The organism is Ruegeria sp. BHSC043 (assembly GCF_059612985.1).
In genome coordinates this window covers 213046-236245 of sequence record NZ_JBXWRS010000002.1, presented here as the reverse complement: position 1 = coordinate 236245, position 23200 = coordinate 213046, and the positions used below count along the sequence as shown (strand labels likewise).

The 23200-nt window shown below is 64.0% G+C and carries 25 protein-coding genes and 1 tRNA gene; 14 read left to right on the top strand and 12 right to left on the bottom strand.

Annotated elements, in window-relative coordinates; genetic code table 11:
• Positions 1 to 71 precede the first annotated feature (71 nt).
• Positions 72 to 1193: an anhydro-N-acetylmuramic acid kinase gene (locus AC2FMM_RS06215; protein ID WP_496796079.1), complete on the bottom strand. Its 1122-nt coding sequence runs from the start codon at positions 1191 to 1193 to the stop codon at positions 72 to 74.
• 63 nt (positions 1194 to 1256) lie between these two features.
• On the opposite strand from AC2FMM_RS06215, the gene tyrS reads away from it, so the two are divergent.
• Positions 1257 to 2507 carry a tyrosine--tRNA ligase gene (tyrS, locus tag AC2FMM_RS06210; RefSeq protein WP_496682290.1) on the top strand — a complete coding sequence of 417 codons (1251 nt, stop codon included), beginning with the start codon at positions 1257 to 1259 and terminating at the stop codon, positions 2505 to 2507.
• A gap of 46 nt (positions 2508 to 2553) precedes the next feature.
• Here tyrS and AC2FMM_RS06205 read toward each other — a convergent pair whose 3' ends face one another.
• Positions 2554 to 3255 carry a GntR family transcriptional regulator gene (locus AC2FMM_RS06205; protein ID WP_496796078.1) on the bottom strand — a complete coding sequence of 234 codons (702 nt, stop codon included), beginning with the start codon at positions 3253 to 3255 and terminating at the stop codon, positions 2554 to 2556.
• 112 nt (positions 3256 to 3367) lie between these two features.
• Here AC2FMM_RS06205 and AC2FMM_RS06200 point away from each other — a divergent pair, with 112 nt between their 5' ends.
• The 3 genes from AC2FMM_RS06200 (at position 3368) to AC2FMM_RS06190 (ending at position 6168) form a co-directional block, all read left to right on the top strand.
• The gene (locus AC2FMM_RS06200; protein ID WP_496796077.1) at positions 3368 to 4318 is read left to right on the top strand and encodes a GlxA family transcriptional regulator; all 951 of its coding nucleotides are present in this window, start codon (positions 3368 to 3370) and stop codon (positions 4316 to 4318) included.
• Between the two features lie 175 nt (positions 4319 to 4493).
• Complete coding sequence (locus AC2FMM_RS06195) at positions 4494 to 5372, top strand: GNAT family N-acetyltransferase (protein WP_496796076.1); 879 nt, start codon at positions 4494 to 4496, stop codon at positions 5370 to 5372.
• A 40-nt stretch (positions 5373 to 5412) separates the two neighbouring features.
• Entirely contained in the window at positions 5413 to 6168 is a 756-nt protein-coding gene (locus tag AC2FMM_RS06190; protein WP_496682279.1) for a 3-hydroxyacyl-CoA dehydrogenase, read from the top strand.
• A gap of 55 nt (positions 6169 to 6223) precedes the next feature.
• Here the strand turns inward: AC2FMM_RS06190 and AC2FMM_RS06185 are convergent, their stop codons facing one another.
• The 3 genes from AC2FMM_RS06185 to AC2FMM_RS06175 all read right to left on the bottom strand — a co-directional run bounded on the left by AC2FMM_RS06185 (position 6224) and on the right by AC2FMM_RS06175 (position 9415).
• Complete coding sequence (locus AC2FMM_RS06185) at positions 6224 to 8035, bottom strand: ABC-F family ATP-binding cassette domain-containing protein (protein ID WP_496796075.1); 1812 nt, start codon at positions 8033 to 8035, stop codon at positions 6224 to 6226.
• Between the two features lie 69 nt (positions 8036 to 8104).
• Positions 8105 to 8878: a GNAT family N-acetyltransferase gene (locus AC2FMM_RS06180; protein ID WP_496796074.1), complete on the bottom strand. Its 774-nt coding sequence runs from the start codon at positions 8876 to 8878 to the stop codon at positions 8105 to 8107.
• A gap of 66 nt (positions 8879 to 8944) precedes the next feature.
• A complete protein-coding gene (locus tag AC2FMM_RS06175; protein WP_496682273.1) occupies positions 8945 to 9415 on the bottom strand; it encodes an outer membrane protein assembly factor BamE in 471 nt (156 codons plus the stop codon).
• An 83-nt stretch (positions 9416 to 9498) separates the two neighbouring features.
• Between AC2FMM_RS06175 and AC2FMM_RS06170 the strand changes: the two genes are divergently transcribed.
• From AC2FMM_RS06170 to AC2FMM_RS06135, 8 genes are all read left to right on the top strand, one after another.
• Positions 9499 to 10035: a YceD family protein gene (locus tag AC2FMM_RS06170; RefSeq protein ID WP_496711800.1), complete on the top strand. Its 537-nt coding sequence runs from the start codon at positions 9499 to 9501 to the stop codon at positions 10033 to 10035.
• Between the two features lie 206 nt (positions 10036 to 10241).
• A complete protein-coding gene (rpmF, locus tag AC2FMM_RS06165) occupies positions 10242 to 10448 on the top strand; it encodes a 50S ribosomal protein L32 (protein ID WP_068331762.1) in 207 nt (68 codons plus the stop codon).
• 24 nt (positions 10449 to 10472) lie between these two features.
• Positions 10473 to 11561, top strand: a complete 1089-nt coding sequence (gene plsX, locus AC2FMM_RS06160; protein ID WP_496711814.1) for a phosphate acyltransferase PlsX — start codon at positions 10473 to 10475, stop codon at positions 11559 to 11561.
• Positions 11562 to 11580: 19 nt separating this feature from the next.
• The gene (locus AC2FMM_RS06155; protein ID WP_496682269.1) at positions 11581 to 12552 is read left to right on the top strand and encodes a beta-ketoacyl-ACP synthase III; all 972 of its coding nucleotides are present in this window, start codon (positions 11581 to 11583) and stop codon (positions 12550 to 12552) included.
• Between the two features lie 97 nt (positions 12553 to 12649).
• Positions 12650 to 12952 (top strand): integration host factor subunit alpha, encoded by a 303-nt coding sequence (gene ihfA, locus AC2FMM_RS06150; RefSeq protein ID WP_496682267.1) that lies wholly within the window; start codon positions 12650 to 12652, stop codon positions 12950 to 12952.
• 18 nt (positions 12953 to 12970) lie between these two features.
• Complete coding sequence (locus AC2FMM_RS06145) at positions 12971 to 13570, top strand: MerR family transcriptional regulator (RefSeq protein WP_496711798.1); 600 nt, start codon at positions 12971 to 12973, stop codon at positions 13568 to 13570.
• Positions 13571 to 13631: 61 nt separating this feature from the next.
• Positions 13632 to 13708, top strand: a tRNA-Pro gene (locus tag AC2FMM_RS06140).
• Between the two features lie 61 nt (positions 13709 to 13769).
• Entirely contained in the window at positions 13770 to 14849 is a 1080-nt protein-coding gene (locus AC2FMM_RS06135) for a 2'-deoxycytidine 5'-triphosphate deaminase (protein ID WP_496796073.1), read from the top strand.
• Between the two features lie 3 nt (positions 14850 to 14852).
• Here AC2FMM_RS06135 and AC2FMM_RS06130 read toward each other — a convergent pair whose 3' ends face one another.
• The 7 genes from AC2FMM_RS06130 to AC2FMM_RS06100 form a co-directional block, all read right to left on the bottom strand.
• On the bottom strand, positions 14853 to 15092 hold the full coding sequence (locus AC2FMM_RS06130) for a hypothetical protein (protein WP_496682261.1): 240 nt from the start codon (positions 15090 to 15092) through the stop codon (positions 14853 to 14855).
• A gap of 62 nt (positions 15093 to 15154) precedes the next feature.
• The gene (gene scpB / locus AC2FMM_RS06125; protein WP_496682259.1) at positions 15155 to 15814 is read right to left on the bottom strand and encodes an SMC-Scp complex subunit ScpB; all 660 of its coding nucleotides are present in this window, start codon (positions 15812 to 15814) and stop codon (positions 15155 to 15157) included.
• Positions 15807 to 16601, bottom strand: coding sequence for a segregation and condensation protein A (locus AC2FMM_RS06120; RefSeq protein WP_496682257.1), 795 nt, complete (start codon positions 16599 to 16601; stop codon positions 15807 to 15809). Before AC2FMM_RS06120 ends, scpB begins: the two co-directional genes overlap by 8 nt.
• On the bottom strand, positions 16591 to 17598 hold the full coding sequence (gene nagZ / locus AC2FMM_RS06115; RefSeq protein ID WP_496796072.1) for a beta-N-acetylhexosaminidase: 1008 nt from the start codon (positions 17596 to 17598) through the stop codon (positions 16591 to 16593). The genes AC2FMM_RS06120 and nagZ overlap by 11 nt, the downstream gene beginning before the upstream one ends.
• Complete coding sequence (locus AC2FMM_RS06110; protein ID WP_496796071.1) at positions 17595 to 18659, bottom strand: SPOR domain-containing protein; 1065 nt, start codon at positions 18657 to 18659, stop codon at positions 17595 to 17597. The genes nagZ and AC2FMM_RS06110 overlap by 4 nt, the downstream gene beginning before the upstream one ends.
• Before the next feature lie 88 nt (positions 18660 to 18747).
• Entirely contained in the window at positions 18748 to 20493 is a 1746-nt protein-coding gene (gene argS / locus AC2FMM_RS06105) for an arginine--tRNA ligase (RefSeq protein ID WP_496796070.1), read from the bottom strand.
• Between the two features lie 82 nt (positions 20494 to 20575).
• Positions 20576 to 21733, bottom strand: coding sequence for a deoxyguanosinetriphosphate triphosphohydrolase (locus AC2FMM_RS06100; RefSeq protein ID WP_496796069.1), 1158 nt, complete (start codon positions 21731 to 21733; stop codon positions 20576 to 20578).
• Between the two features lie 76 nt (positions 21734 to 21809).
• On the opposite strand from AC2FMM_RS06100, the gene AC2FMM_RS06095 reads away from it, so the two are divergent.
• Together AC2FMM_RS06095 and xth are read left to right on the top strand one after the other, a co-directional pair.
• Entirely contained in the window at positions 21810 to 22133 is a 324-nt protein-coding gene (locus AC2FMM_RS06095) for a HesB/IscA family protein (RefSeq protein ID WP_496796068.1), read from the top strand.
• Between the two features lie 284 nt (positions 22134 to 22417).
• Positions 22418 to 23197 carry an exodeoxyribonuclease III gene (xth, locus tag AC2FMM_RS06090; RefSeq protein ID WP_496686377.1) on the top strand — a complete coding sequence of 260 codons (780 nt, stop codon included), beginning with the start codon at positions 22418 to 22420 and terminating at the stop codon, positions 23195 to 23197.
• Positions 23198 to 23200 lie beyond the last annotated feature (3 nt).

Below are 23200 nucleotides of genomic sequence, written 5' to 3'. Positions count from 1 at the left end.
TCTCCGGCGTTGTTGTGACTACTGCTACGATTACGCTCGGGTGCCTTGGCAGGATCATTTTTCGCCGCGTTTCAGCGCGGTGCGCCCTGCGACACCCGGCTGACCGTTCCCCCGCCGACCAACGCCTTGACCCCGGTGGTGCCGGGACAAGAGGTCGGCATCCCCCGCGCCACCCGCACCGCCAGATAGGCAAAGGCCTGCGCCTCGAGCATGTCGCCATCCAGACCTACGGCCTCGACCGGATCGACCGGGCAGTCCAGCGCCACGCGCAGCATCTCCATCAAAACCGAGTTCTTGCGCCCACCGCCGGTGACCAGCACCCGCGCGGGCGGTTTGGGACAATGCTCCATCCCCTGCACCACCCCGGCGGCGCTCATGCCCGTCAGGGTGGCGACTGCGTCAGCATCGCTCAATTCCTTTACCAGACCGATCATTTCGGCGAAATCGTTGCGATCCAGCGATTTGGGCGGCAGACGGTTGAAATAGGGCTCGGCCAGAAACAGCTCCAGTGCTCCGGTCTCGACCGTGCCCTGCCGGGCCAGCGCGCCGTCGCGGTCCATCGGCAGGCCCAGACGCGCCTGCACCAGATCGTCGATCGGCGCATTGGCCGGGCCGGTGTCAAAGGCCAGCAACGCACCGGGTGCCTCGGGTCCGTCAAAGGACGGGTCCACATAGGTCAGGTTGCCGACGCCGCCCAGGTTCAGAAAGCACAAGGGCGCCGTCGCCCCGACATATTTTGCGCAGGCAAAGTGGAAGAACGGCGCCAGCGGCGCGCCCTCGCCACCCATGGCCACGTCATCGCTGCGGAAATCCCAGACCACGGGCACACCCAGCGCGACCGCCAGCCCCTCGCCATCGCCCACCTGCAACGTGCCCTTGCCGCGCGGCTCATGCGCAAGGGTCTGGCCGTGAAAGCCGATCAGCTCCACGTCCTCGAATTCCGACAGCAGCTCGGCATGGGCGCGGGTCACCAGATCTTCGGCGGCGTGCACCTCGGGGCCGCTCCATTTTCCCAGCGCGGCGCGCAGCAGCTTGCGCTCGTCCTCGCTGTAGGGCCGGTAGGCACTGTCGCCGAACCGCAGGATCTGCCGCCCGTCGGTTTCCACCACCGCCGCGTCGACCCCATCGAGCGAGGTACCCGACATGGCCCCCAGTGCCCGCACTGCCCCAACTTTGCCTCGGGCCTTATTCATGGCCTTTTCCTTCCCTCGTTCGCCGCCTATAACGTGCCCCGCAATTCAACCCCGAGGCAAGACATGACGTATCACCCCAAATCGGATTTCATCGCCACGATGATCGAGCGCGGCTTTCTGGCCGATTGCACCGATTATCAGGGCCTTGACGATGCTCTGACAAGCGGGGTGCAGACAGCCTATATCGGGTATGACGCCACCGCCCAGTCCCTGCATGTCGGGCACCTGATGAACATCATGGTTCTGCGCTGGTTCCAGAAGCTGGGGCACAAGCCGATCACCCTGATGGGCGGCGGCACCACCAAGGTGGGCGATCCGTCTTTCCGCTCGGACGAACGCCCCCTGCTGGGCCCCGAGCAGATCGACGCCAACATCGCCGGCATGCAGAAGGTGTTCGACAAGTACCTGTCCTATGACGACAGCGACACCGGCGCGCTGATGCTGAACAATGCCGAATGGCTGGACGACCTGAACTATCTCGATTTCCTGCGGGACATCGGGCGGCATTTCTCGGTCAACCGGATGCTGTCCTTTGAGTCGGTGAAATCGCGGCTGGACCGGGAACAATCCCTGTCGTTCCTCGAGTTCAACTACATGATCCTGCAAGCCTATGACTTTCTGGAACTGAACCGCCGATATGGTTGCATCCTGCAGATGGGCGGATCGGACCAGTGGGGCAATATCGTCAACGGCATCGACCTGACCCGCCGCGTGCTGGATCACGAGATCTATGGCCTGACCACGCCCCTGCTGACCACCAGCGATGGGCGCAAGATGGGCAAAAGCCAGGGCGGCGCCATCTGGCTGAACGGCGACATGCTGTCGCCTTACGAGTTCTGGCAGTTCTGGCGCAACACCACCGACGCCGACGTGGGCCGTTTCCTGAAGATCTTCACCGAGCTTCCCGTAGACGAATGCGACCGCATGGGCGCGCTGCAAGGGTCCGAGATCAACGAGGCCAAGATCCGTCTGGCCAACGAAGTCACGACCCTGCTGCACGGTTCCGAGGCCGCGGCCAAGGCCGAGGCCACCGCGCGCGAAGTGTTCGAAAAGGGCGGCGTGGGCGGCGACCTGCCCACCCTGACCCTGACCGCCGAAGATCTGGGCGATGGCATCTCGGTTGTGCAGCTGATCGTGAAGTCTGGCCTGGCGAAATCGGGCAAGGAGGCCAAGCGCCTGATTTCCGAAAACGGCGCCCGTCTGGACGACGCACCGCTGACCGATGCGGGGCTGATGATCGACGCGGCGGCCCTGTCCTCGCCCATCAAACTGAGCGCCGGCAAGAAACGGCACGCGCTGGTGCAGTTGGGCTAACCCGTCTGACCCCAAACACGACGGCCGCCTCAGGGCGGCCGTTTTTTTATCCGCGCTCGACCGAGCCCAGCGGCAGGTCCAGACCGGCGGGCGTCACGAACAGCTCAATCTGGTCGCGCGACAGCGCCCAGTGATCGGCCGCCAGCTGCCCCGCCGCCGCCTCGTCGCGCGCCTCGATCGCGGAGATGATGGCGTCATGCTGGTCGCAGGCCAGATCGAGGCTTTCACCCATCCCGGCCTGATCCGGGCTGTAGAAGGTCATGCCGATGCGCGCATGGTCGATCAGCAGCCGCTGAAACGACGGCAGCAGGTAGACATTCGCCGCCATCTCACCGGTGATCTCATGGAACTGGTTGTTGGCCAACGCGCGATCTTCGGCCGAGCCCGTCCGCAGGGTTGCCCGAAACGCCGCCTGCGCCGCCTTCAACCGGTCGATCTGGTCGCCCGTGGCGTTCTGCGCCGCCAGCCGCAGCACCGCGCCATAGATCATCGGCGCCACCAGGAAGAAGTCGCGCAGCGTGGCATAAGACATCTGGGACACCCGCGCGCCCCGGTTTTCACGCAGTTCAAGATAGCCCAGCCCGGCCAGATGCCGGAACACTTCGCGCAGCGGTGTGCGCGACAGGCCGAACGCCTCGGACAGCTGCGCCTCGTCCAGGTCATCGCCGGGGCGCAGTTTCAGCGTCATGACCGCCGCCTTCAGATGCGCGGCCAGCGCCGCCTTGCGGCTTTTCGTGTCGTCTTTCATCCCCAACCTTCGCTTCGGTCGAATCGCGACACCCAGGATGTCGCCCCTGCTCTTGCCCGATAAAATGCAACTTGTACACAATCAGCCTGACCGCCCGTGATAGACTGAGCGCATGACCCGCCCGCAACACTTCTGTTTCATCCTCGTTCCCGAGTTCTCGCACTTGGCCTTCTCCTGCGCGGTCGAGCCGCTGCGCATCGCCAACTGGGTCAGCGGCGAGGAGCTGTACCGCTGGTCCTTCGCCTCGGAGGACGGCGCGCAGGCGGTGTGTTCGAACGGGTCCGTGACACTGGTGCATGGCGGGCTGGCGAACCTGCCGAAATGCGACCAGATCTTCGTTTTGTCGGGCATTCACATGCGCGATCACGTCAGCCGCTCATTGCTGGCCGCACTGCGCCGCGAACGGGCGCGCGGTACGGCCATCGGGGCGCTGTGTTCGGGCGCGTGGCTGCTCGCCGAGGCCGGGTTCCTGAACGGGATGCAGGCGGCGATCCATTGGGAATATCACGACGCCTTCATGGAGGCTTTCCCGGACGTGAACCTGGTGCGCAGCGTCTTCGTGGCCGATGAAAAGCACATGACCGCCTCGGGCGGCACCACGACCGCCGACCTGATGCTGCACCTGATCGAGCGCGACCACGGGCAGGACCTGTCGATCGCGGTCGCCGACCAGATGGTCTATAACGCCGTGCGCAACGCGACCGCCGATCAGCGCGTGTCGCTGCAATCGCGCAACGGCATGCGCAACGCGCATCTGGCCAAGGCGATCCAGATCATGGCCGACCGCATCAACGACCCGATCTCGCCGGCGTTGATCGCCGAACAGATCGGCATCTCGACCCGCCAGCTGGAGCGGTTGTTCGGAAAATACCTCAACGCCTCGCCCAAGAAATACTTCATGGAGTTGCGGCTGGACCGCGCGCGAAACCTGCTGTTGCAGACCGAATCCTCGGTCACCGACGTGGCCTTTGCCTGCGGCTTTGAAAGCCCTGGCCATTTCTCGCGCGTGTATCGCGCCGCCTTTGGCGTCACCCCGATGCAGCAGCGCAGCCGGCTGGATTAGGTTAAAACCACAGCCAGTCGGCCACGCTGAGAACCACGAACACCGGAACCGACAACGCGGCAGCCAGCAGAAAGGCCGCGGCACGGGTCACGCGCGGCGATGGGATTGTCTGTCCGAGAACCGTTTTCATGCTGTCATTAACCCCGCTTTAGGTTTCCACCGGGTTAATGCCCGCATGACGACCACGCACACCCCCGTGATGCAAAGCACCGAGATGCAGGCGACCCTGCGCGCCTGCGGGCAGGGCCCGCTGCGGCTGGCGGACGGTACGCTGGTCCTGCGCCGTCGGGTCTTTCCCGGCGTGACCGTGGCAATGCTGCCGCGCGCGCGGATCGACCCGGCCACCCTGCCCGGCCTGATCCGGCAGGCCGGGTTGAACCGCACGCCGCTGATCCTGTCGCCCGACCATCCAGCCCCCGACCTGACCACGTTGGGCGCGATGCCGCTGGTTACCCCGACCTGCGTTGCCGAGTTGGATCTGCGCAGCGACCTGCCGGCAGGGCTGCATCAGAAATGGCGCAATGCGCTTGTTCAGGCCGAGCGCAGCCTGCGGCGCATCACGCGCCGCATCCTACGCGAAGGGTCGGACAATTGGCTGCTGACCACCGATCAGGCGCAACAGCGGGCACGCGGCTATCGCAACTGGCCGGTGCCGCTGACCCTGGCCTATGCCCGCGCCAATCCCGGCAAGGCCGTTGAATTCTTAGCCACCGACGGCGACACCGTGGCGGCGATGCTGTTCCTGTGCCATGGCTCGGTTGCGACCTATCACATCGGCTGTACCACCGCGCGCGGGCGGCGGCTGAATGCCCACCGGCTGATTCTGTGGCAGGCAATGCGCTGGCTGGCGAAACGGGGGTTGCAGCGGCTCGATCTTGGCCCGGTGTCGACCGAGGATGCGCCCGGTCTGGCCCGGTTCAAACTGGGAACCGGCGCCCGCGCCCGCTGGCTGGGCGGCACCTGGGGCTGGTGGCCACCGCTGGGGCGCAGCCTGCGCCCGCTGGCGGGCCTTGACCGCGGCGGGATGCGCTGGACAGATCCCCATACAGGCTGATATTTGAACACTTGTTCAGATCATTGGGGAGGAGCCCGCCATGCAATTGTCCACCACCGCCGCCGTCATCACCGGCGGCGCCTCGGGCCTCGGAGAGGCCACCGCCCGTTACTTTGCCGAGAACGGCGCGCAGGTGACCATCCTCGACCGCGATGCCGAGCGTGGCGCGCAGGTCGCGGCCGAAATCGGCGGGCATTTCGCACAGACCGACGTGACCGACGAGAACTCGGTGGCCGCGGCCATTGCGCTGGCGATGGAAAAGATGGGCAAGATCACTGCTTGCGTGAACTGTGCCGGCATCGCCTATGGCATCAAGACCGTCGGCAGGGACGGCCCCCACCCGCTGGACGCCTTCCAGCGCACCATCGACATCAACCTCGTGGGCACCTTCAACGTGTCGCGTCTGGCTGCCGTCGAAATGGCCAAGAACGCGCCCGAGTCAGATGGCGCGCGCGGCGTAATCATCAACACCGCCTCGATCGCGGCCTTCGACGGCCAAAAGGGCCAGGCGGCCTATTCCGCCTCCAAGGGCGGTGTCGTGGGCATGACACTGCCGATGGCGCGCGATCTGGCCTCGACCGGGATCCGGGTGATGACCATCGCGCCCGGCATATTCATGACGCCGATGCTGGCCGGCCTGCCCGAAGAAGTGCAGCAGCAACTGGCCGCCGACGTGCCCAACCCCGCCCGTCTGGGCGACCCGCGCGAATACGGCCGGCTGGCCGGGTTCATCGTCGAGATGGGCTATCTGAACGGCGAGGTCATCCGCATCGACGGCGCCCTGCGCATGCGCTGACATGACCGCATGGCGTGGGCAGCGCCGATCTGCCCGCGCCTTGGGTCGAGCCTGGCTAGGCCCCGGCCTCAGCCTTTTCTTCCAGTTTCAGCCATTCCTCCTCGGCGGCGGCCAGCTTCTGCTGCCGCTCGACAAGGGCCTCGGTCGCCTTCTGGAACTTCACCGGCTCGCGGGTGAACAGCTCGGGGTCCGACATCAGCTCCTCCAGCTTGGCGATCTCGGCTTCCAGCCGCGCGATCTCGGCGGGCAGCTTCTCCAGCCGGTGCTTTTCGGAAAAGGACAGGCCGGTTTTCGGCTTGGCTTCCTGCTTGACTTTCGGCTTGTTCTCTTTTGTTTTCTCAGGCCTTTTCTCGGTCAGATCACCGCGCTGCGCGATATAGTCCGACCAACCGCCCGCATAGACCGTCGCGCGGCCGTTGCCCTCCATCGCGATGGTGGTGGTCGCCACACGATCCAGGAAATCCCGGTCGTGGCTGACCAGCAGCACGGTACCGTCATAGTCGTCTAGCAACTCCTGCAGCAGGTCCAGCGTCTCGACATCCAGGTCGTTAGTCGGTTCGTCCAGCACCAGCAGGTTCGACGGTTTCGCCATCAGCTTGGCCAGCAGCAACCGCGCTTTTTCGCCACCCGACAAAGACTTGACGGCCGCTCTCGCCTGCCGTTCGTCGAACAGGAATTCCTTGAGATAGCCCACCACATGCTTGGGCTGGCCGCGCACCATCACCTGATCGGCCTTGCCCGAGACACGCATCTCGGGGTCGCCGGTCAGGCTGTCCCACAGGGTCATCTCGGGGTCCAGCTGCGCGCGGGTCTGGTCGAAGACCGCGATTTCCAGATTGGTGCCCAGAGTCACCGACCCTTCGTCCGGCGCGGCCTCGCCCAGCAGCAATTTCAGTAGCGTCGTCTTGCCAACTCCGTTCGGGCCGACAAAGGCCACGCGGTCGCCGCGCTGTACCAAAAGGTCCAGGTTGCGTACGATGGGCTTGCCGTCGAACGCCTTGCTGACACCGCGCGCCTCGATCACCTTGCGCCCGGATTTCGGACCGGATTCCAAAGACATGGCCGCCGAGCCCTGACGCTTGATTTGCGCCGCGCGTTCCGCCCGCAACGCTTGCAGCGCCCGCACCCGGCCCTGATTGCGCTTGCGGCGCGCGCTGATCCCTTCAACCGCCCAGCGGGATTCGGACTTGATCAGCCGATCCAGCTTGTGGCGTTGCTGGTCTTCTTCCTCCCAGATCTTGTCGCGCCAGGCCTCAAAAGCCTCGAACCCCTGCTCCTGCCGGCGCACGACACCGCGATCGATCCACAGGGTTGCCCGCGTCAGTGCTCGCAGAAAGGCGCGGTCATGCGAGATCAGGACAAAAGCCGCCCGCGTTGCGCCCAGTTCGCGCTCCAGCCAACCGATGGCCTCGATGTCCAGATGGTTGGTCGGCTCGTCCAGCAGCATCAGGTCGGGGGCCTCGGCCATCAGCTTGGCCAGCGCCGCACGGCGCCGCTCTCCGCCCGAGGCGGTTTGAACCGCACGCGAGGGGTCGAATTTTAGCCCCTCACCGGCCCGTTCCACCTTGTACAACTCGCCTGGTTCCAGCCCACTGGCGGCATAGTCGCCCAGCGTGGCAAAGCCTTCCATATGAGGGTCCTGCTCCATGTAGCCCACGGATTTGCCGGGCGGCACCACGATCTCACCCCGGTCCGGCTCGACAAGACCGGCCATGACCTTCATCAGGGTGGATTTGCCCGAGCCGTTCCGCCCGACCAGCGCAACGCGGTCACCGGGCTGAACCACCAGGTCCAGATCAGAAAACACCGGCTCGCCGCCGAAGGTCAGCGAGATGCCGGACATCTGCAACAAAGGAATACGTGCCATATGCGCCAGCTAAACCGGCTGGCATCGGGCGTCAACGGCCCAGCGCCAGCTTTTCCAAACGGCCCCGCCCTAGCCCGCAATCATCCGCAAGAGGCGTTTCCGCGCCGCGGGAATCGCACCGATCTCGACGCCGGTGAAGACATGCAGCGTGTTCAGCTGGCGGTCCACAACCGCATGATCGCTGACCCAGCCGCCCATCATAAGGTAGGTGCGCAGCAACGGCGGCATGCGCCGCATGGCTTTCTGCGCGTTGGGCCGGCGCCGCAGCCGCGCGGCAAAGCGGAACACGTCCGGCGCCTTGACCCGCGGCAACCAGCGTTTGGGCGCCAGGTGGCGATGTTTGAGCATTGCGAAAGCATCCAAGTAGGCCTCGGTGTCGGTCCCGGCAAATGACGAACAACCAAACAGCAACCGGATGTCGCACCGGTCCACGAACACGGTCATCGCGCCCCACGCCACCCGCAGGATATCCGGGTCGGTCCGGTCGGGATGCACCGCGAACCGGCCCATCTCGACCATCCGTCCCTGAAAGTTCTGCAAGCCCGACAGATCGTAGAACTGTGCCGAATAGCTGCGGCCGATCTCGTGCCCGCAATCCATGACCAGCATCCGGAAACAGCACACGAGTTGCCCGCCGGCCCGCTGATCCTCGACCAGCACATGGGTGCAGATCCGGTCGAACGCATCGCGGTCTGTCCGTGCGGTGCGAAAAGCCAGCGTACGCAGCGCTTGCGCGGCGGCGATGTCCTCGGGCGTGCGGGCCAGTCGCGCCCGATACCTCCCCTTGTTCAGCAAGACATCCGTGTCTATGGCCGCACCCTCCGCGGTATCTGACTTTCCCAAGTTCCGCCTGCCACTAACACCAAGTCTGTAACCGCCTCATGACAGACCGAGGGACCGGACGCGCGATCAGCTCTGGCCTGGGATGTTTGCCGGGTTGAAACTGCCGATATTGCCCAACAACTGACGCAGGAATCCCCTATCCTGAACGCTCGAATCGGTCACGCGGCGGTCCAGGACGATGACATAGCCATCCTCGAGCCCGAACCGTTCGATGTTGCGCACGACCCCGCGCTGGTCAAAGCTGACGGCGACCAGCTGCCGCTCGACCACTTCGGGGCGTTTGGGGCCATAATGGCGGACACGCGAGGCGACGTAATAGTACCCCGAATCCTTTAGAACCCCCGACGCACCGGGCGCGCCGACCTTTTCTACCACGCTGTCGCGGGTATCGACACCCACCTTGATTTCGGCCAGTTCCTCGGGCGTGGGGACATAGCCGTGGTTCTTGTAGACCGGGCTGCACCCGGCCATCGCAAGCACCGACACGCAGGCAAGCGTTCCGAACGCCAGTTTCAGCTTGTTCGCGACCTTCGACATCTTCACCCTCTTGCCTTGCACCCTTGCGGCTTCTATCCGATTACAGAAACCCATGCCCCGGTTCAACACAGGAAAGGGTCACTATGGCCAAGGCAACATCTTTGCGCGTCGCGGACCTGCCGCAGAACAGCCCCGTCCCGTTCGATCTGCGCCCGGCAGCGGATGAACTGGATGTCCTCCGGGCGGATCTGGGCCTGCAGGGGCTGCGCAAGCTGAGCTTTGTCGGAGAGATAAAGGCCCGCGGCAAACGCGATTGGGAACTGACCGGTCGCCTTGGCGCAACCGTGATCCAGCCCTGCGTCGTCACGCTGGACCCTGTGACCACGCGTATCGAAACGCCCGTGCGGCGCCTGTTCCTGTCGGACTGGACCGAGCCGGACGAACCCGAATTCGAGATGCCCGAAGACGACGAAACCGAACCCCTGGGCCCCGAGATCGACCCTGGTGCCGTGATGCGCGAAGCGCTGGCGCTGGCGCTGCCGCAATACCCCCGCAAGGACGGCGCACATCTGGATGACGCAATTTTCACCGAGCCGGGCAAACAGGCCATGACGGATGACGATGCCAAGCCTTTTGCGGGGCTGGCCGGGTTGCGCGACGCGCTGAAAAAAGACAAGTGACAGCGCCATGATTTCCTGTCATAGCACTCGGTCAGAAAAACCCCTTGAACATGTCGAGAATCGCAGTATTTTCGCGCGCTCATCGGAATTTGGGTTGGACATCGCGGGGCTCGTCCCCTAAACGCGCGTCACACCACGAGAAAACGAAGAATGAAACCCGGGCTGGCAGCGAATCTGCAGCCCCCAGTCAGACAAAGGTTGAGACCATGGCCGTCCAACAGAACAAAGTTTCCAAGTCGCGTCGCAACAACCGCCGCGCACACGACGCTCTGGTTGCTGCAAACCCGAACGAATGCCCGAACTGCGGCGAACTGAAACGCCCGCACCACGTCTGTGCAGCCTGCGGCCACTATGACGACCGCGAAGTCGTGGCGCAGGCCGACGAAATCGACCTGGACGAAGACGCGGCCTGAGCCTGATTGACCGCAGGTTTTGGCATGACGGCGCAGCCCGAGCAGACCGGAAAGATCATCATCTCGGTTGACGCAATGGGCGGGGACTCCGGTCCCGCGGTCGTGGTTGCTGGAATCGCGAAATCAGCGCAGAAGAACCCCGATATCGGGTTTCTGCTGCACGGCCCCCAAGACGTCTTGCGCAAGCTTGTTGCGAAACGGCGCGTCCTGGAAGGGCGCGTCGTTTTTCGCGATTGTCCCGATGTCGTAACGATGCAGGACAAGCCCAGCCAGGTCGTGCGCAACGGCAAGAACACCTCGATGTGGTCGGCGCTGGATTCGGTGCGCAACGGAGAGGCGCACGGCGCCGTATCCTGCGGCAATACCGGCGCGCTGATGGCGCTGTCGATGATGCGGCTGCGCAAGCTGCCCGGCGTGAACCGCCCGGCGATCGCGATCCTGTGGCCCTCGCGCAATCCGCAGGGGTTCAACGTGATGCTGGACGTGGGCGCGGATGTGCGGGCCGATGCCCGGGATCTGCTGCAATACGCGCTGATGGGGGCCTCGTATGCCCGCAACGGCATGGCCCTGGCGCGTCCGCGCATCGGGTTGCTGAATGTCGGTACAGAAGAACACAAGGGCCGCGCCGAGTTGAAAGAGGCGCACGCGTTGATCACGGACTTCGCCGAGCAGGCGAATTTCGATTTCGTGGGCTTCGTGGAAGGCAGCGACATCCCCGGCGACAAGGCCGATGTCATTGTGACGGACGGGTTTACCGGCAATGTCGCGATCAAGACGGGCGAAGGCACCGCCAGCCTGATCGGCGACCTTCTGCGAGAGGCGTTCAGCTATTCTCCTCTGTCCCGGCTGGCCTCGGTGTTGGCGATCACGTCATTGCAGCGCCTGAAAAAGCGCATCGACCCGCGGCGCGTGAACGGGGGGGTGTTCTTGGGGCTGAACGGGACAGTGGTCAAATCGCACGGGGGCGCTGATGCCACGGGTGTGTCCGCGGCCATCAAGCTGGCTTTTACCCTGGCACGGTCGGGTTTTGCCGAAAAATTGGCCGCACGGGTTGCATCGACTGCCCAGCTTGAACAAGATGCTGCGCAATCTGCGCTGCAGACCGAAAAATAACAAAAAGGCAGGACCTCAGATGGCAGGCCGTTCAGTCGTTGTTGGTGTCGGGCATTATCTACCCAAACGCATCGTTCCCAATTCCGAGTTCGAAAAGACGTTGGACACGTCCGACGAATGGATCCGGACCCGCTCGGGCATCGAACGCCGCCATTTCGCGGCGGAAGACGAAACCACATCTGATATGGCGACCCATGCGGCCAAGGCCGCGCTGACCGATGCGGGGCTGACCGCCGACGACATCGACGCGATTGTTCTGGCCACCTCCACCGCAGACCTGACCTTTCCGTCCGCTGCGACCATGGTTCAGGCCAATCTGGGCATGACCCGCGGATTTGCTTTTGACGTGCAAGCGGTCTGCGCCGGCTTCGTCTTTGCGCTGGCCAACGCCAACGCGCTGATCCTGTCGGGTCAGGCCAAACGCATCCTCGTGATCGGGGCCGAGACCTTCTCGCGCATCATGGACTGGTCGGACCGGAGCACCTGCGTTCTGTTCGGCGACGGCGCCGGCGCGCTGGTGCTCGAGGCGCAGGAAGGCGCCGGAACGCCTGAAGACCGGGGCATTCTATCCACCGACCTGCATTCGGACGGGCGGTTCAAGGATCTGCTCTATGTCGATGGCGGGGTCTCGAACCGGACCACCGGCTATCTGCGAATGCAGGGCAACCAGGTGTTCCGCCACGCGGTCGAGAAACTGGCTGCCACGGCCACCACCGCGCTGGATCGCGCGGGGCTAACAAGCGGCGACGTCGATTGGATCGTCCCGCATCAGGCCAATATCCGCATCATTCAGGGCACGGCCAAAAAGCTGCAGCTGCCCATGGATAACGTGGTGGTCACGGTTCAGGATCACGGCAACACCTCGGCCGCATCGATCCCGCTGGCGCTGTCGGTGGGCAAGGAACGCGGGCAGATCAAGCCCGGCGACTTGATAGTGACCGAGGCCATCGGCGGCGGACTGGCCTGGGGCGCGGTGGTGATGCGCTGGTAGGGCGGCGCAAACCTGCTTACACCACCACGCGCAATTCATTGATATTGACAGTGAATTTGCCCTGCCCCTATGGTCGTACATCATCAGGGGAATAATCATGGGCGAAAAAACACTGACGCGAATGGACCTGAGCGAAGCCGTGTTTCGCGAAGTGGGTCTGTCTCGCAACGAAAGCGCGCAGCTTGTCGAAAGCATTTTGAACCACATGTCCGATGCGCTGGTGCGCGGCGAGCAGGTCAAGATCTCGTCTTTCGGCACGTTCAGCGTCAGGGACAAGTCGGCCCGCGTCGGCCGCAACCCGAAAACCGGGGAAGAGGTTCCCATCGAGCCGCGCCGCGTTCTGACCTTCCGCCCTTCGCATCTGATGAAGGATCGGGTCGCGGCCGGAAACCGCAAGTAAGTCCGGGGCAAGGCAGGCATGAGCAAGTCTCCCGACGCATTTCGCACCATCAGTGAAGTTGCGGATTGGCTGGGTGTTCAGGCGCATGTCCTGCGGTTCTGGGAAAGTCGGTTCAGCCAGATCAAACCGGTCAAGCGGGCCGGAGGACGTAGGTATTACCGCCCCAACGACATGCGCCTGTTGGGCGGCATCAAGAAGCTGCTGCACGAGGATGGCGTGACCATCAAGGGTGTTCAACGCATCCTGCGCGAACAGGGCGTGGCCTACGTCGCGTCGCTGTCGCCGGGACTGGACGATGGCGCGGCTCCGGCCCCGACCATCGAAATCCAGGCAGCTGAGAACGTGGTGCCGCTGCCGCAGCCCCCCGCCGTGGTGCAGGGTGCCCTCGATCTATCACCGACCGAGGCCGAAAATTTGGGCGAACCTGCCGCCCCCAAAGCCCGGGATCACGCTGCGTCGCAGAAACCCAAGACCGAGACCACGCCGCAGCAGGCCGGAATCGCAGCCCGGGCGTGGCGGAAAACCGAGTTCGACACCGACACTTTGCGCCGGATCGCGCCCGTTGCCAAGGATCTGCGCGCCTGGCTGGACCGGGTCGAACAGCAATTGGCGGGTTGAGCAAAAAGGTAATGTTTTCCTCTTGCCCCTGCCGGGAAAATCATTATGAACACCTCAACGTCGGGCTATGGCGCAGCCTGGTAGCGCGTCCGTCTGGGGGACGGAAGGTCGCAGGTTCGAGTCCTGCTAGCCCGACCAAATCACACCGACGTTCAGAAAATACGGGCCGGAGCCTCCTTCGGCTGAGGGGAGGAGCGGAATGACCGGCGTGTGCCCGAACCAGCAGATCGCAGCGATGATCGACAGCGGTGAGATCACCGCGACCCCGCCGATCACCCCCGCCCAGATCCAACCCGCCAGCCTTGATCTTCGTTTAGGAACAGTGGCTTACCGTGTGCGCGCCTCGTTTCTGGCCGGCGAAGGCCAGAGCGTGGCCGACCGGCTGGCTGAGTTCGAGATGCATCACATCGACATCTCGGAAGGTGCGGTACTGGAAAAAGGTTGCGTGTATCTGGTACCGCTGATGGAATCGCTGGCCCTGCCCGGCGACGTGACCGCCGTGGCCAACGCCAAAAGCTCGACCGGGCGGCTCGACTTGCTGACCCGCACCATCACCGATGGCGGAACCGAGTTCGACCGCGTTCCCGCCGGGTATGCCGGCCCACTCTATGCCGAGATCTGTCCGCGTTCGTTCTCGGTTCTGGTCCGTCCGGGCATGCGCCTGAACCAGATCCGATTCCGCCGCGGTCAGGCGGTGCTGTCCGACGCGGATCTGGCCGCGTTGCATGCGCAATCGCCGCTGGTGGACGGCCCGGCCGTCATTCAGGACGGGTTGGGGTTTTCGGTCGATCTGCGCCTTCCCAACACCGATCTGGTCGGGTACCGGGCCAAGCCACATACCGGCGTGATCGACCTGGATCGGATCGGTGAATACGACCCGCAGGACTACTGGGAAGAGGTGCGCACCCGCGAGGGGCGCATCATTCTGGACCCGGGCGCGTTCTACATCCTGGTCAGCCGCGAGGCGGTCCACATTCCGCCGATGTATGCCGCCGAAATGGCGCCCTATCTGGCGATGGTGGGTGAATTCCGGGTTCACTACGCGGGATTCTTCGATCCCGGTTTCGGCCATGCCGAAGCCGGCGGCGCCGGATCACGCGGCGTGCTGGAAGTCCGTTGCCACGAGGCGCCCTTCGTGCTGGAACACGGACAGGTCGTCGGGCGGCTGGTCTACGAACGCATGGCCGAGATGCCGACTCAGTTGTACGGCGCGGGAATCGCTTCGAACTATCAGGGTCAGGGCCTGAAATTGTCGAAGCATTTCAAGTCGGTCCAGTAATCCCTAGAACCGCATGAACCGCCGCATCTGGCGGGTCAACTGTCTGGCCTGCTTCATGCTCTGGGCTTGGCGGCGCGCACTTTGCGCCATGTACCGGTCGGCCTTGGGGTCGCGCGGTCCGTCCGGCTGCCCGGACTTGCGTCCCATACGTTCGGCCAGGTCGAGGCCCTTGTCCACGCCGCGCGTGACCAGCCGGCGCACGACTTGCCGAACGATCATGTCGATGATGCGGTTTGCGTTCATTCCGGTCTCCGTTCCTCGGTGTCAAACCTGGCGGGGAATTCGCCGACAAAAGGGTGACGCGTTCAGTCTTCCTCGAACAATTCGGTCTGGTCTTCGTCGCCGGGTTCATCTTCATTGGCCTCGCCGATCGGCATGGTCCCCGGCGGCGGGCGGTTCTCCAACAGCCCCGCAGCACGCAATTCCTTAAGGCCCGGCAAGTCTCGGGCACTTTCCAGGCCGAAATGGTCCAGGAACTGTGGCGTCACCACGAAGGTGACCGGGCGCCCCGGCGTCATGCGGCGGCGGCCCAGCCGGATCCACTCCATTTCCAGCAGTTGGTCTATGGTTCCCCGCGACACGGACACACCGCGGATTTCCTCGATCTCGGCGCGGGTGCAGGGCTGATGATAGGCCACGATCGCCAGGGTCTCGATGGCGGCGCGGCTCAGCTTGCGGGTCTCGACCGTTTCCTTCTGCATCAGGAACCCCAGATCGGGGGCCGTGCGGATGGCCCAGGCCTCGCCCACCCGAACAACGCGCACCCCGCGCCCCTCATAGCGTTTCTGCAGCAGTTCCAAGGCCTGCTTGGCGTCACAGCCATGCGGCATCCGCGCCTCAAGATCGGCCACCGTCACCGGCTCGGCGCTGGCAAACAATACCGCCTCGACCATGCGTTCCTGCTCAGCCAGTGGGGGGGCTTCGAACAGGGTGCCGGTGCCGTCGTCTTCGGGGGCGTCAGTCACTGGGCTTCGTCCTTCTGCGCAGTTGGATCGGGGCAAAGGTCTCGCTTTGCTTGATCTCCATATGTCCTTCCTTGACCAGCTCCAGCGAGGCCGCAAACGTCGCCGCCGTTGCCGAACGGCGCCGCATCGGGTCAACGTCCCAGCCTTCGGGCAGGTAGGTTTCCATGTCGGTCCAGGTTCCGGCAAATCCGATCAGCGGGCGCATTCGCTCCAGCGCCTGTTCCATCGTGAAGACCGAATCGCGGTCCATCACGAAGGGCCGGAATTCGTCACGGGTGCGGATGCGGGCATAGCCCTGCATCAGGTCCAGCAACGTGGCGGAATAGGTGACCGTGCGGATGCGGGTCACGTCTTCGCCCTGCCCGCGCTTGAAGAAATCGCGCCCCAACTGATCGCGCGCCATCAGGCGGGCGGCCGCATCGCGCATCGCCTGCAGGCGTTCCAACTGAAAGGCCAAGTGCGCGGCCAGTTCTTCGCCCGTCGGCCCCTCTTCATCGGGGTCGGGCGGCAACAGCAGGCGCGACTTCAGAAAGGCCAGCCATGCGGCCATCACCAAATAGTCGGCGGCCAGTTCGATCCGCAGGGCGCGGGCCCGTTCGACAAAGGCCAGATATTGCTGCGCCAGCGCCAGTACCGAGATTTTGCGAAGATCGACCTTTTGCGTCCGTGACAAGGTCAGCAGCACGTCCAACGGGCCTTCAAACCCGTCCACGTCCACGATCAGCGCCTCGGCGGCCAGCCGATCGGCGACCGAAACCGGGTCTTCGCTGAAAAGGTTATCCGTCATACACCTGCCCGCCCATCAGACGGGATAGTTCCGTCTCGGCGGCACGGATGTCAAGTTCCTCGGGGCTTTGCCGCCGGGCCAAGGCGCGGTCCGCGCGGGCTTGCGCCGCCTCGGACATTTCGCCCGCGGCCTCCATCACCTCGGCGCGTTCTTCGAACGTACCGTTGCAGTGCAGAACCACGTCGCAGCCCGCCGACAGCGCCTGTTGCGACAGATCGGCTAGCGATCCGCTGAGCGCTTTCATCGAGATGTCATCGGTCATGACCAACCCGTCGAACCCGATCCGCTCGCGGATGATCCGCATCATCGCAGGCGAAATCGTGGCCGGTTTTCCGTCAACCTGATCATAGACCAGATGGGCTGTCATGCCCATCGGCAAGTCGTTCAGGGCGCGGAAAGACTCGAAATCGGTCTGCATCAGCTCGTCCAGCGGCGCATCCACGTGCGGCAGGTCGAAATGGCTGTCGAGCGTGGCGCGCCCGTGGCCGGGGATGTGCTTGACGACGGGTAGAACGCCGCCATCCAAGTGCCCCTGTGCGACCGCTCGGCCGAGGCGTGCGACCGTGGCCGCATCGCCGCCATAACATCGGTTGCGCAGGAAATCGTGCGTCTCAGGTCGGGCCAGATCGACCATCGGGGCGCAATTGCTGTCGATGCCCAGCGAAAACAGCTCGTGCGCAATCAGGCGATAGCGCAGGTACATGGCGCGTTCGGCCTGGCCCTCGGCTTGTTCGGCATGATCCATCGGGGGACGCCATTGACGGGCCAGCGGCGGGCGCAGGCGTTGCACCCGTCCGCCCTCCTGATCGATCGTAATCATACAGTCGCGGCCCACGGCCTCGCGCATGTCGCCGCACAGTGCGCGCACCTGATCGGCCGTGTCGATGTTGCGCGCGAACAGGATGAAGCCGAACGGGTTCATCTGCCGAAACAACGTCTTCTCTTCGGGCGTCAGGCGCAGACCCGCCGCATCAGTGATCGTGGCGCCGTACCTCACCGCACGGCAACCGGGATGCAGTCGGCATCCTGCGCCACCAGCGCCGCGCAGAACTGACGCGAGTCGCTCAGATCGGCAAACCCATGCACGCGCAAGCGATAGAAGGTGCGACCGCCGCTCGAGGTTTTCTGGATAACTCGTTGTTTCCCCTGCATGTACTCGCCAAAGCGGCGGTACAGGCGATCCCATTCAGCGCGGGCCACATCGGGGCTCTCATAGGCGCCCAGCTGGGCCAGCCGTGTACCCTTGGCCAGCGAGTCGGGATCGACATCCAGACCCAATGCCGATTTCACGGCGGCATTCACCGCATCCGCGTCGATTGCGCCACCCACCGGAGCGGCGCGGCGCAACCCGGCGGGGCGCGTCAGCGGGCGCAGAGACCGCCGCACACCGGGCAAGGCGGCAAGCTCCGGGTCGGGCAATTGGGCGGCCAGATCGGCCGGGTCGATGGCGGGTTCGTCCTCGGGCATGGTCAGCGCGGCCAGTTGCACACCCGGTTCCAGCTCGGCAGAGGCCGAGACATCACCCGACAATTCCGAAGCCAGCGACTCCACCGCGTCCTGCCGCAACTCGGCGGCCTCCTGATTTGTTATTGTCTCTTCAACCTTCAGAACCGCCGGGGTCGGTTTCAACGTGCCCATCGGCGCGTCCTCGTCGCTCAGCGAGACCGGGCGCGGGGCAAGGATCAGCCGGTCGGCCGGCGGCGCGGCCGTGCCGACCGCCGCCACGGCGTTCACCGCCAGACCTTGATGATCGGCCGGCGTTCCACCGGGGTTTTCGGGCTGCACGCGCATCGGACCTTCGACCGCACGCACCACCGGCACGCCGGACACGTCCCGCATCACCAGCTTGTAGCCCCAGACTGTCACCCCGGCCACCAGCGCCAGGGACGCCGCGGCGCCAAGAATATTCACGATGCGGCCAAAGCCCGGGACACCGGCCGATGCCCCGTCGAAATCCGGCATGTCGCCGGGGTGCTCGTACCCGTCTTCAGCGGTGAATTGATTCGAGTAATGCATATGCTCGGGGCCTGTCTGCCCCGAGAAATCGTAACGTGCCATATCCGCCTCACTGCCCGAAATGCGCCTGAAATCGCGGCGCGCGGGTCATTTCTTGCCTACCTCGTACCGGCGGTTCGGGCGGTGTTGGTTACCGCATCTCCTGCGCCGGCTTGACCCCAAGAATACCCAAGCCCGCTGAAATCACAACAGAAACGGCCCGGGCCAGCGCTATTTTTGACTGGCTTGTGGCCACATCACCATCCTGCAGGAACCGCAGCGTGGGCTCGTCGTTGCCACGGTTCCACAAGGCGTGGAAATCCCCTGCAAGTTCATACAGATAGAAGGCGATGCGGTGCGGCTCGTTGGTGCGGGCCGCGATCTCGACCAGGCGTGGCCATTCGGCCAGCTTTTTGGCCACGGTCAGTTCGGCCGGGTGATCCAGCGCCGCCAGGTCTGCCCCGCGCAGGGTTTCGTCGGTGGCGTCGATGCCCGCCTCGGCGGCGCGGCGCAGCACGCTCATCACCCGGGCATGGGCATATTGAACATAGAACACAGGGTTCTCGCGGCTCTGTTCCAGCACCTTGTCGAAATCGAAATCCAGCGGCGCGTCGTTCTTGCGGGTCAGCATCACGAACCGCGTCACGTCGGGGCCGACCTGATCGACCACGTCGCGCAGGGTGACGAAGTTGCCGGCCCGTTTCGACATCTTGAACGGCTCGCCATTCTTCCACAGCTTGACCAGCTGGGTTAGCTTGATGTCCAGCGGCACTTTGCCGTCCGACAATGCCGAAACGGCGGCCTTCATTCGCTTGACATAGCCGCCATGGTCCGCCCCGAACACGTCGATCAGCGCGTCGAACCCGCGGGTCACCTTGTCATAGTGATAGGCGATATCGGGGGCGAAATAGGTCCAGCTGCCGTCGGATTTCTTGACCGGGCGATCCACGTCATCGCCATGCGCGGTCGAGCGGAACAGGGTCTGCTGCCGCGGCTCCCAATCCTCGGGTTTCTTGCCCTTGGGCGGCTCGAGCACGCCCTCATAGATCAGGCCCTTTTCGTTCAGCGCCTCCAGCGCGGCCTCGATCTTGCCGGTGCCATAGAGCGATTTTTCCGAGAAGAACACGTCCATCTCGACGCCCAGCGCCTTCAGATCGGCGCGGATCAGATCCATCATCGCATCGGTGGCGAATTCACGCACCTCGGCCAGCCACTCGCTTTCGGGCTTGTCCAACAGGCTGTCACCATATTTCTCCTTCAGCGCCTCGCCGATCGGGATCAGATAGTCGCCGGGATACAGGCCCTCGGCGATTTCCGGGCTCAGGCCGTTGGCCTCGCGGTACCGCTCGAATGCAGACCGGGCCAGAACATCGACCTGCGCGCCGCCATCGTTGATGTAATATTCGCGGGTCACGTCATGGCCGGAATACGCCAACAGGCTGGCCAGCGCGTCGCCGAACACCGCACCGCGGGTATGACCCACATGCAGCGGCCCGGTGGGGTTGGCCGAGACGTATTCGACGTTCACCTTCAGCCCCTGCCCCATGGTCGAGCGGCCATAGTCGGTGCCCTTTTCCAGCACCGCGCCCAGAACGCCCTGCCAGACCGACGGCGCCAGACGCAGGTTCAGAAAGCCGGGGCCGGCGACCTCGGCGCTGGTGATCCGCTCATCCTCGGCCAGCTTCGCGGCCAGCGTCTCGGCGATGTCGCGGGGCTTCATCTTCGCCGGTTTCGCCAGCACCATCGCCGCGTTCGTGGCCATGTCGCCATGCGCCGCGTCGCGCGGCGGCTCGACCGCCACGTTGTCAAAGCTCAGCCCCTCGGGCAGAGCGCCTTCGGTTTGCATCTGGGTCAACGCGTCCAGAACAAGGTCGCGGATATCAGAGAACAGGTTCATTTCGGATGTCCTTTTGCTTGCCCGGCGGTTTATCACGCAAGGCGGCAAGGTCAATGCGGGCGATGGCCAAGGACGCGGGCGCCTAACGCTCCAGCGGTGTTTTCCCAGTCAGGCGTGCGTGATCCTGCAGCGCGAACCGGTCGGTCATCCCCGAGATATAGTCCGACACGATCCGGGCCAGTTCGGTTTCGTCCGCTGCGGCCTCGATATCGTCATGCCAGTGCCGGGGCATCTGCCGGGGATCGTTCAAGTAGATCGGGAACAGCTCCTCGACCACGCGACTGACCCGGGCGCGCACCTCCATGACGCTGGGCGCACGATACATGCGGGTGAACAGAAAAGCCCGAATCTCGCGCAACTGCGCCCATAGCCCCTCCGAGAACCGGATGACCGGTTGGCCCAGGTGGCGGATATCCTCGACCGATTGCGCCCCCGAAGCGGCCAGAATGGCGCGGGACGTGTCGATGACATCGGACACCATCACGCCGAACACGCGCCGCAAGGCCTCGTGCCGCCGGCGATAGGGATCAAGGCCGGGGTACTTGCGATCCACATCCGCGTAGCATTCACCGATGATGGGCAATTGCGTGATCTCGTCGTCGGTGAACAGCCCGGCGCGCAATCCGTCCAACAGGTCGTGGTTGTTATAGGCGATGTCATCAGACAACGCCGCCACCTGCGCCTCGGCGCTGGCATGGGTGTGCAGTTCCAGATCGAAGGCGTCATTGCATTCGGCCAGCGCCCAGGGCAGATCGCCGGTGACCGGACCATTGTGCTTGGCGATCCCCTCAAGGCATTCCCATGTCAGGTTGCAACCGTCGAATTCGGCATAGTGGCGCTCGAGCCTCGTCACGATCCGGATGGCCTGGGCGTTATGATCGAACCCGCCGTAAGGTGCCATCAGCGCGTGCAGCGCGTCCTCGCCGGTATGCCCAAACGGAGTATGACCCAGATCATGCGCCAGCGCGACGGCCTCGGTCAGTTCTTGGTTCAGGCCCAAAGCGCCCGCGATTGTGCGGGCGACCTGCGCCACCTCGATGGAATGAGTCAGCCGAGTGCGGTAGTTGTCGCCCTCGTGCTCAACAAAGACCTGCGTCTTGTGCTTGAGCCGCTGAAAAGCGCTGGCGTGAATGATCCGGTCCCTGTCCCGCTGAAAGCAGGACCGAAAGCTGCTCTCCTCCTCTGGCACCAACCGCCCCCGTGCGCGGCTGGGGTCCGAGGCAAAACCTGCTCGCTCCAATGGTCTTGTCCTTGTCGCCCGTCGTCGGGTTTTCTATATTGTACGATGGTCAAGAAAGAAACCTTTGGAGTCCGGCATGAATCTGCCCCCCACGGTCACGGAACGCGCGTTTGAGCGGTTGGCTGAAATCGGCGCGGCCGACAATGGCAAGGCGCTGCGCATCGCTGTGGAAGGCGGTGGCTGCTCCGGCTTCCAATACGAAATCGCGCTGGACGAGCCCAAAGAGGACGATCTGGTTTTGGAGGGCAAAGGCCAAAAGGTCGTCGTGGACGCAATTTCCCTGCCCTTCCTTGAAAACGCCACCATCGACTTCACCGAAGAGTTGATCGGCGCACGTTTTATCATCGACAACCCTAATGCCACCTCATCCTGCGGCTGTGGCACGTCTTTTTCGATGTAGTGCATCGCGGGGGCTTTGCCCCCACACCCCCAGGATATTTTTAGCCAGATGAAGGCGGAGGTCGGCCCTCCGACCCCCAAAGCCGGAGGGCTTCACCTGGCGCGGTCATCGGCGTCCCCGCCTGTACCGCCCCTTCTTTCTCCGACAATCTGGTTAACACACCGTTACTTCATCTGGCCTCAAATATCCCGGAGCGCGAGGCAGAGCCTCGCATTCCCGGCTAACTGCTTGCCGTTGGGGTGGTTCTGCGCGATAGGTGGCCTTGGTTCAACCGGAGGGCTCGCATGAAAATTGCCTCGTTCAACATCAACGGCATCAAGGCCCGCGCCGACGCCCTGCTTCGCTGGCTCGACGACGCACAGCCCGACGTCGCCGTGTTGCAGGAAATAAAATCCGTCGACGAGAATTTTCCGCGAGAGATCTTCGAGGAGCGCGGCTACAACGTCGAAACCCACGGTCAAAAAAGCTTCAACGGGGTCGCGATCCTGTCAAAACTTCCGTTGGAGGATGTCACCCGCGGATTGCCGGGCGATGATGGCGACGATCAGGCTCGCTGGATCGAAGCGACCGTCGTGGGCAAGAAAGCTCTGCGGGTCTGCGGGTTGTACCTTCCTAACGGGAACCCCGCACCCGGGCCAAAGTTCGACTACAAATTGGCATGGATGGATCGGCTGCATCAACGTGCACTCGAATTGCTGAAGGCCGAGGAACCCGCCCTGATGGCAGGCGACTACAACGTCATTCCGCAGGCCGAAGACGCCAAGCGCCCGGATGCCTGGCGCGAGGACGCGTTGTTTCGTCCCGAAAGCCGAGCCGCCTTTCAAAAAATACTGAACCTCGGGTTCACGGACGCGTTCCGCGCCCGAACCCAAGGTCCCGGACACTATACGTTCTGGGACTATCAGGCCGGCGCCTGGAACCGGAATGACGGGATCCGTATCGACCATTTCCTGCTGACCCCGCAGGCCGCGGACCTGTTGCAGGACTGCCGGATCGACGCCGAGGTACGCGGGCACGAAAAGCCTTCGGATCACGTTCCGATCTGGGTCGATCTGGATCTCTGACCC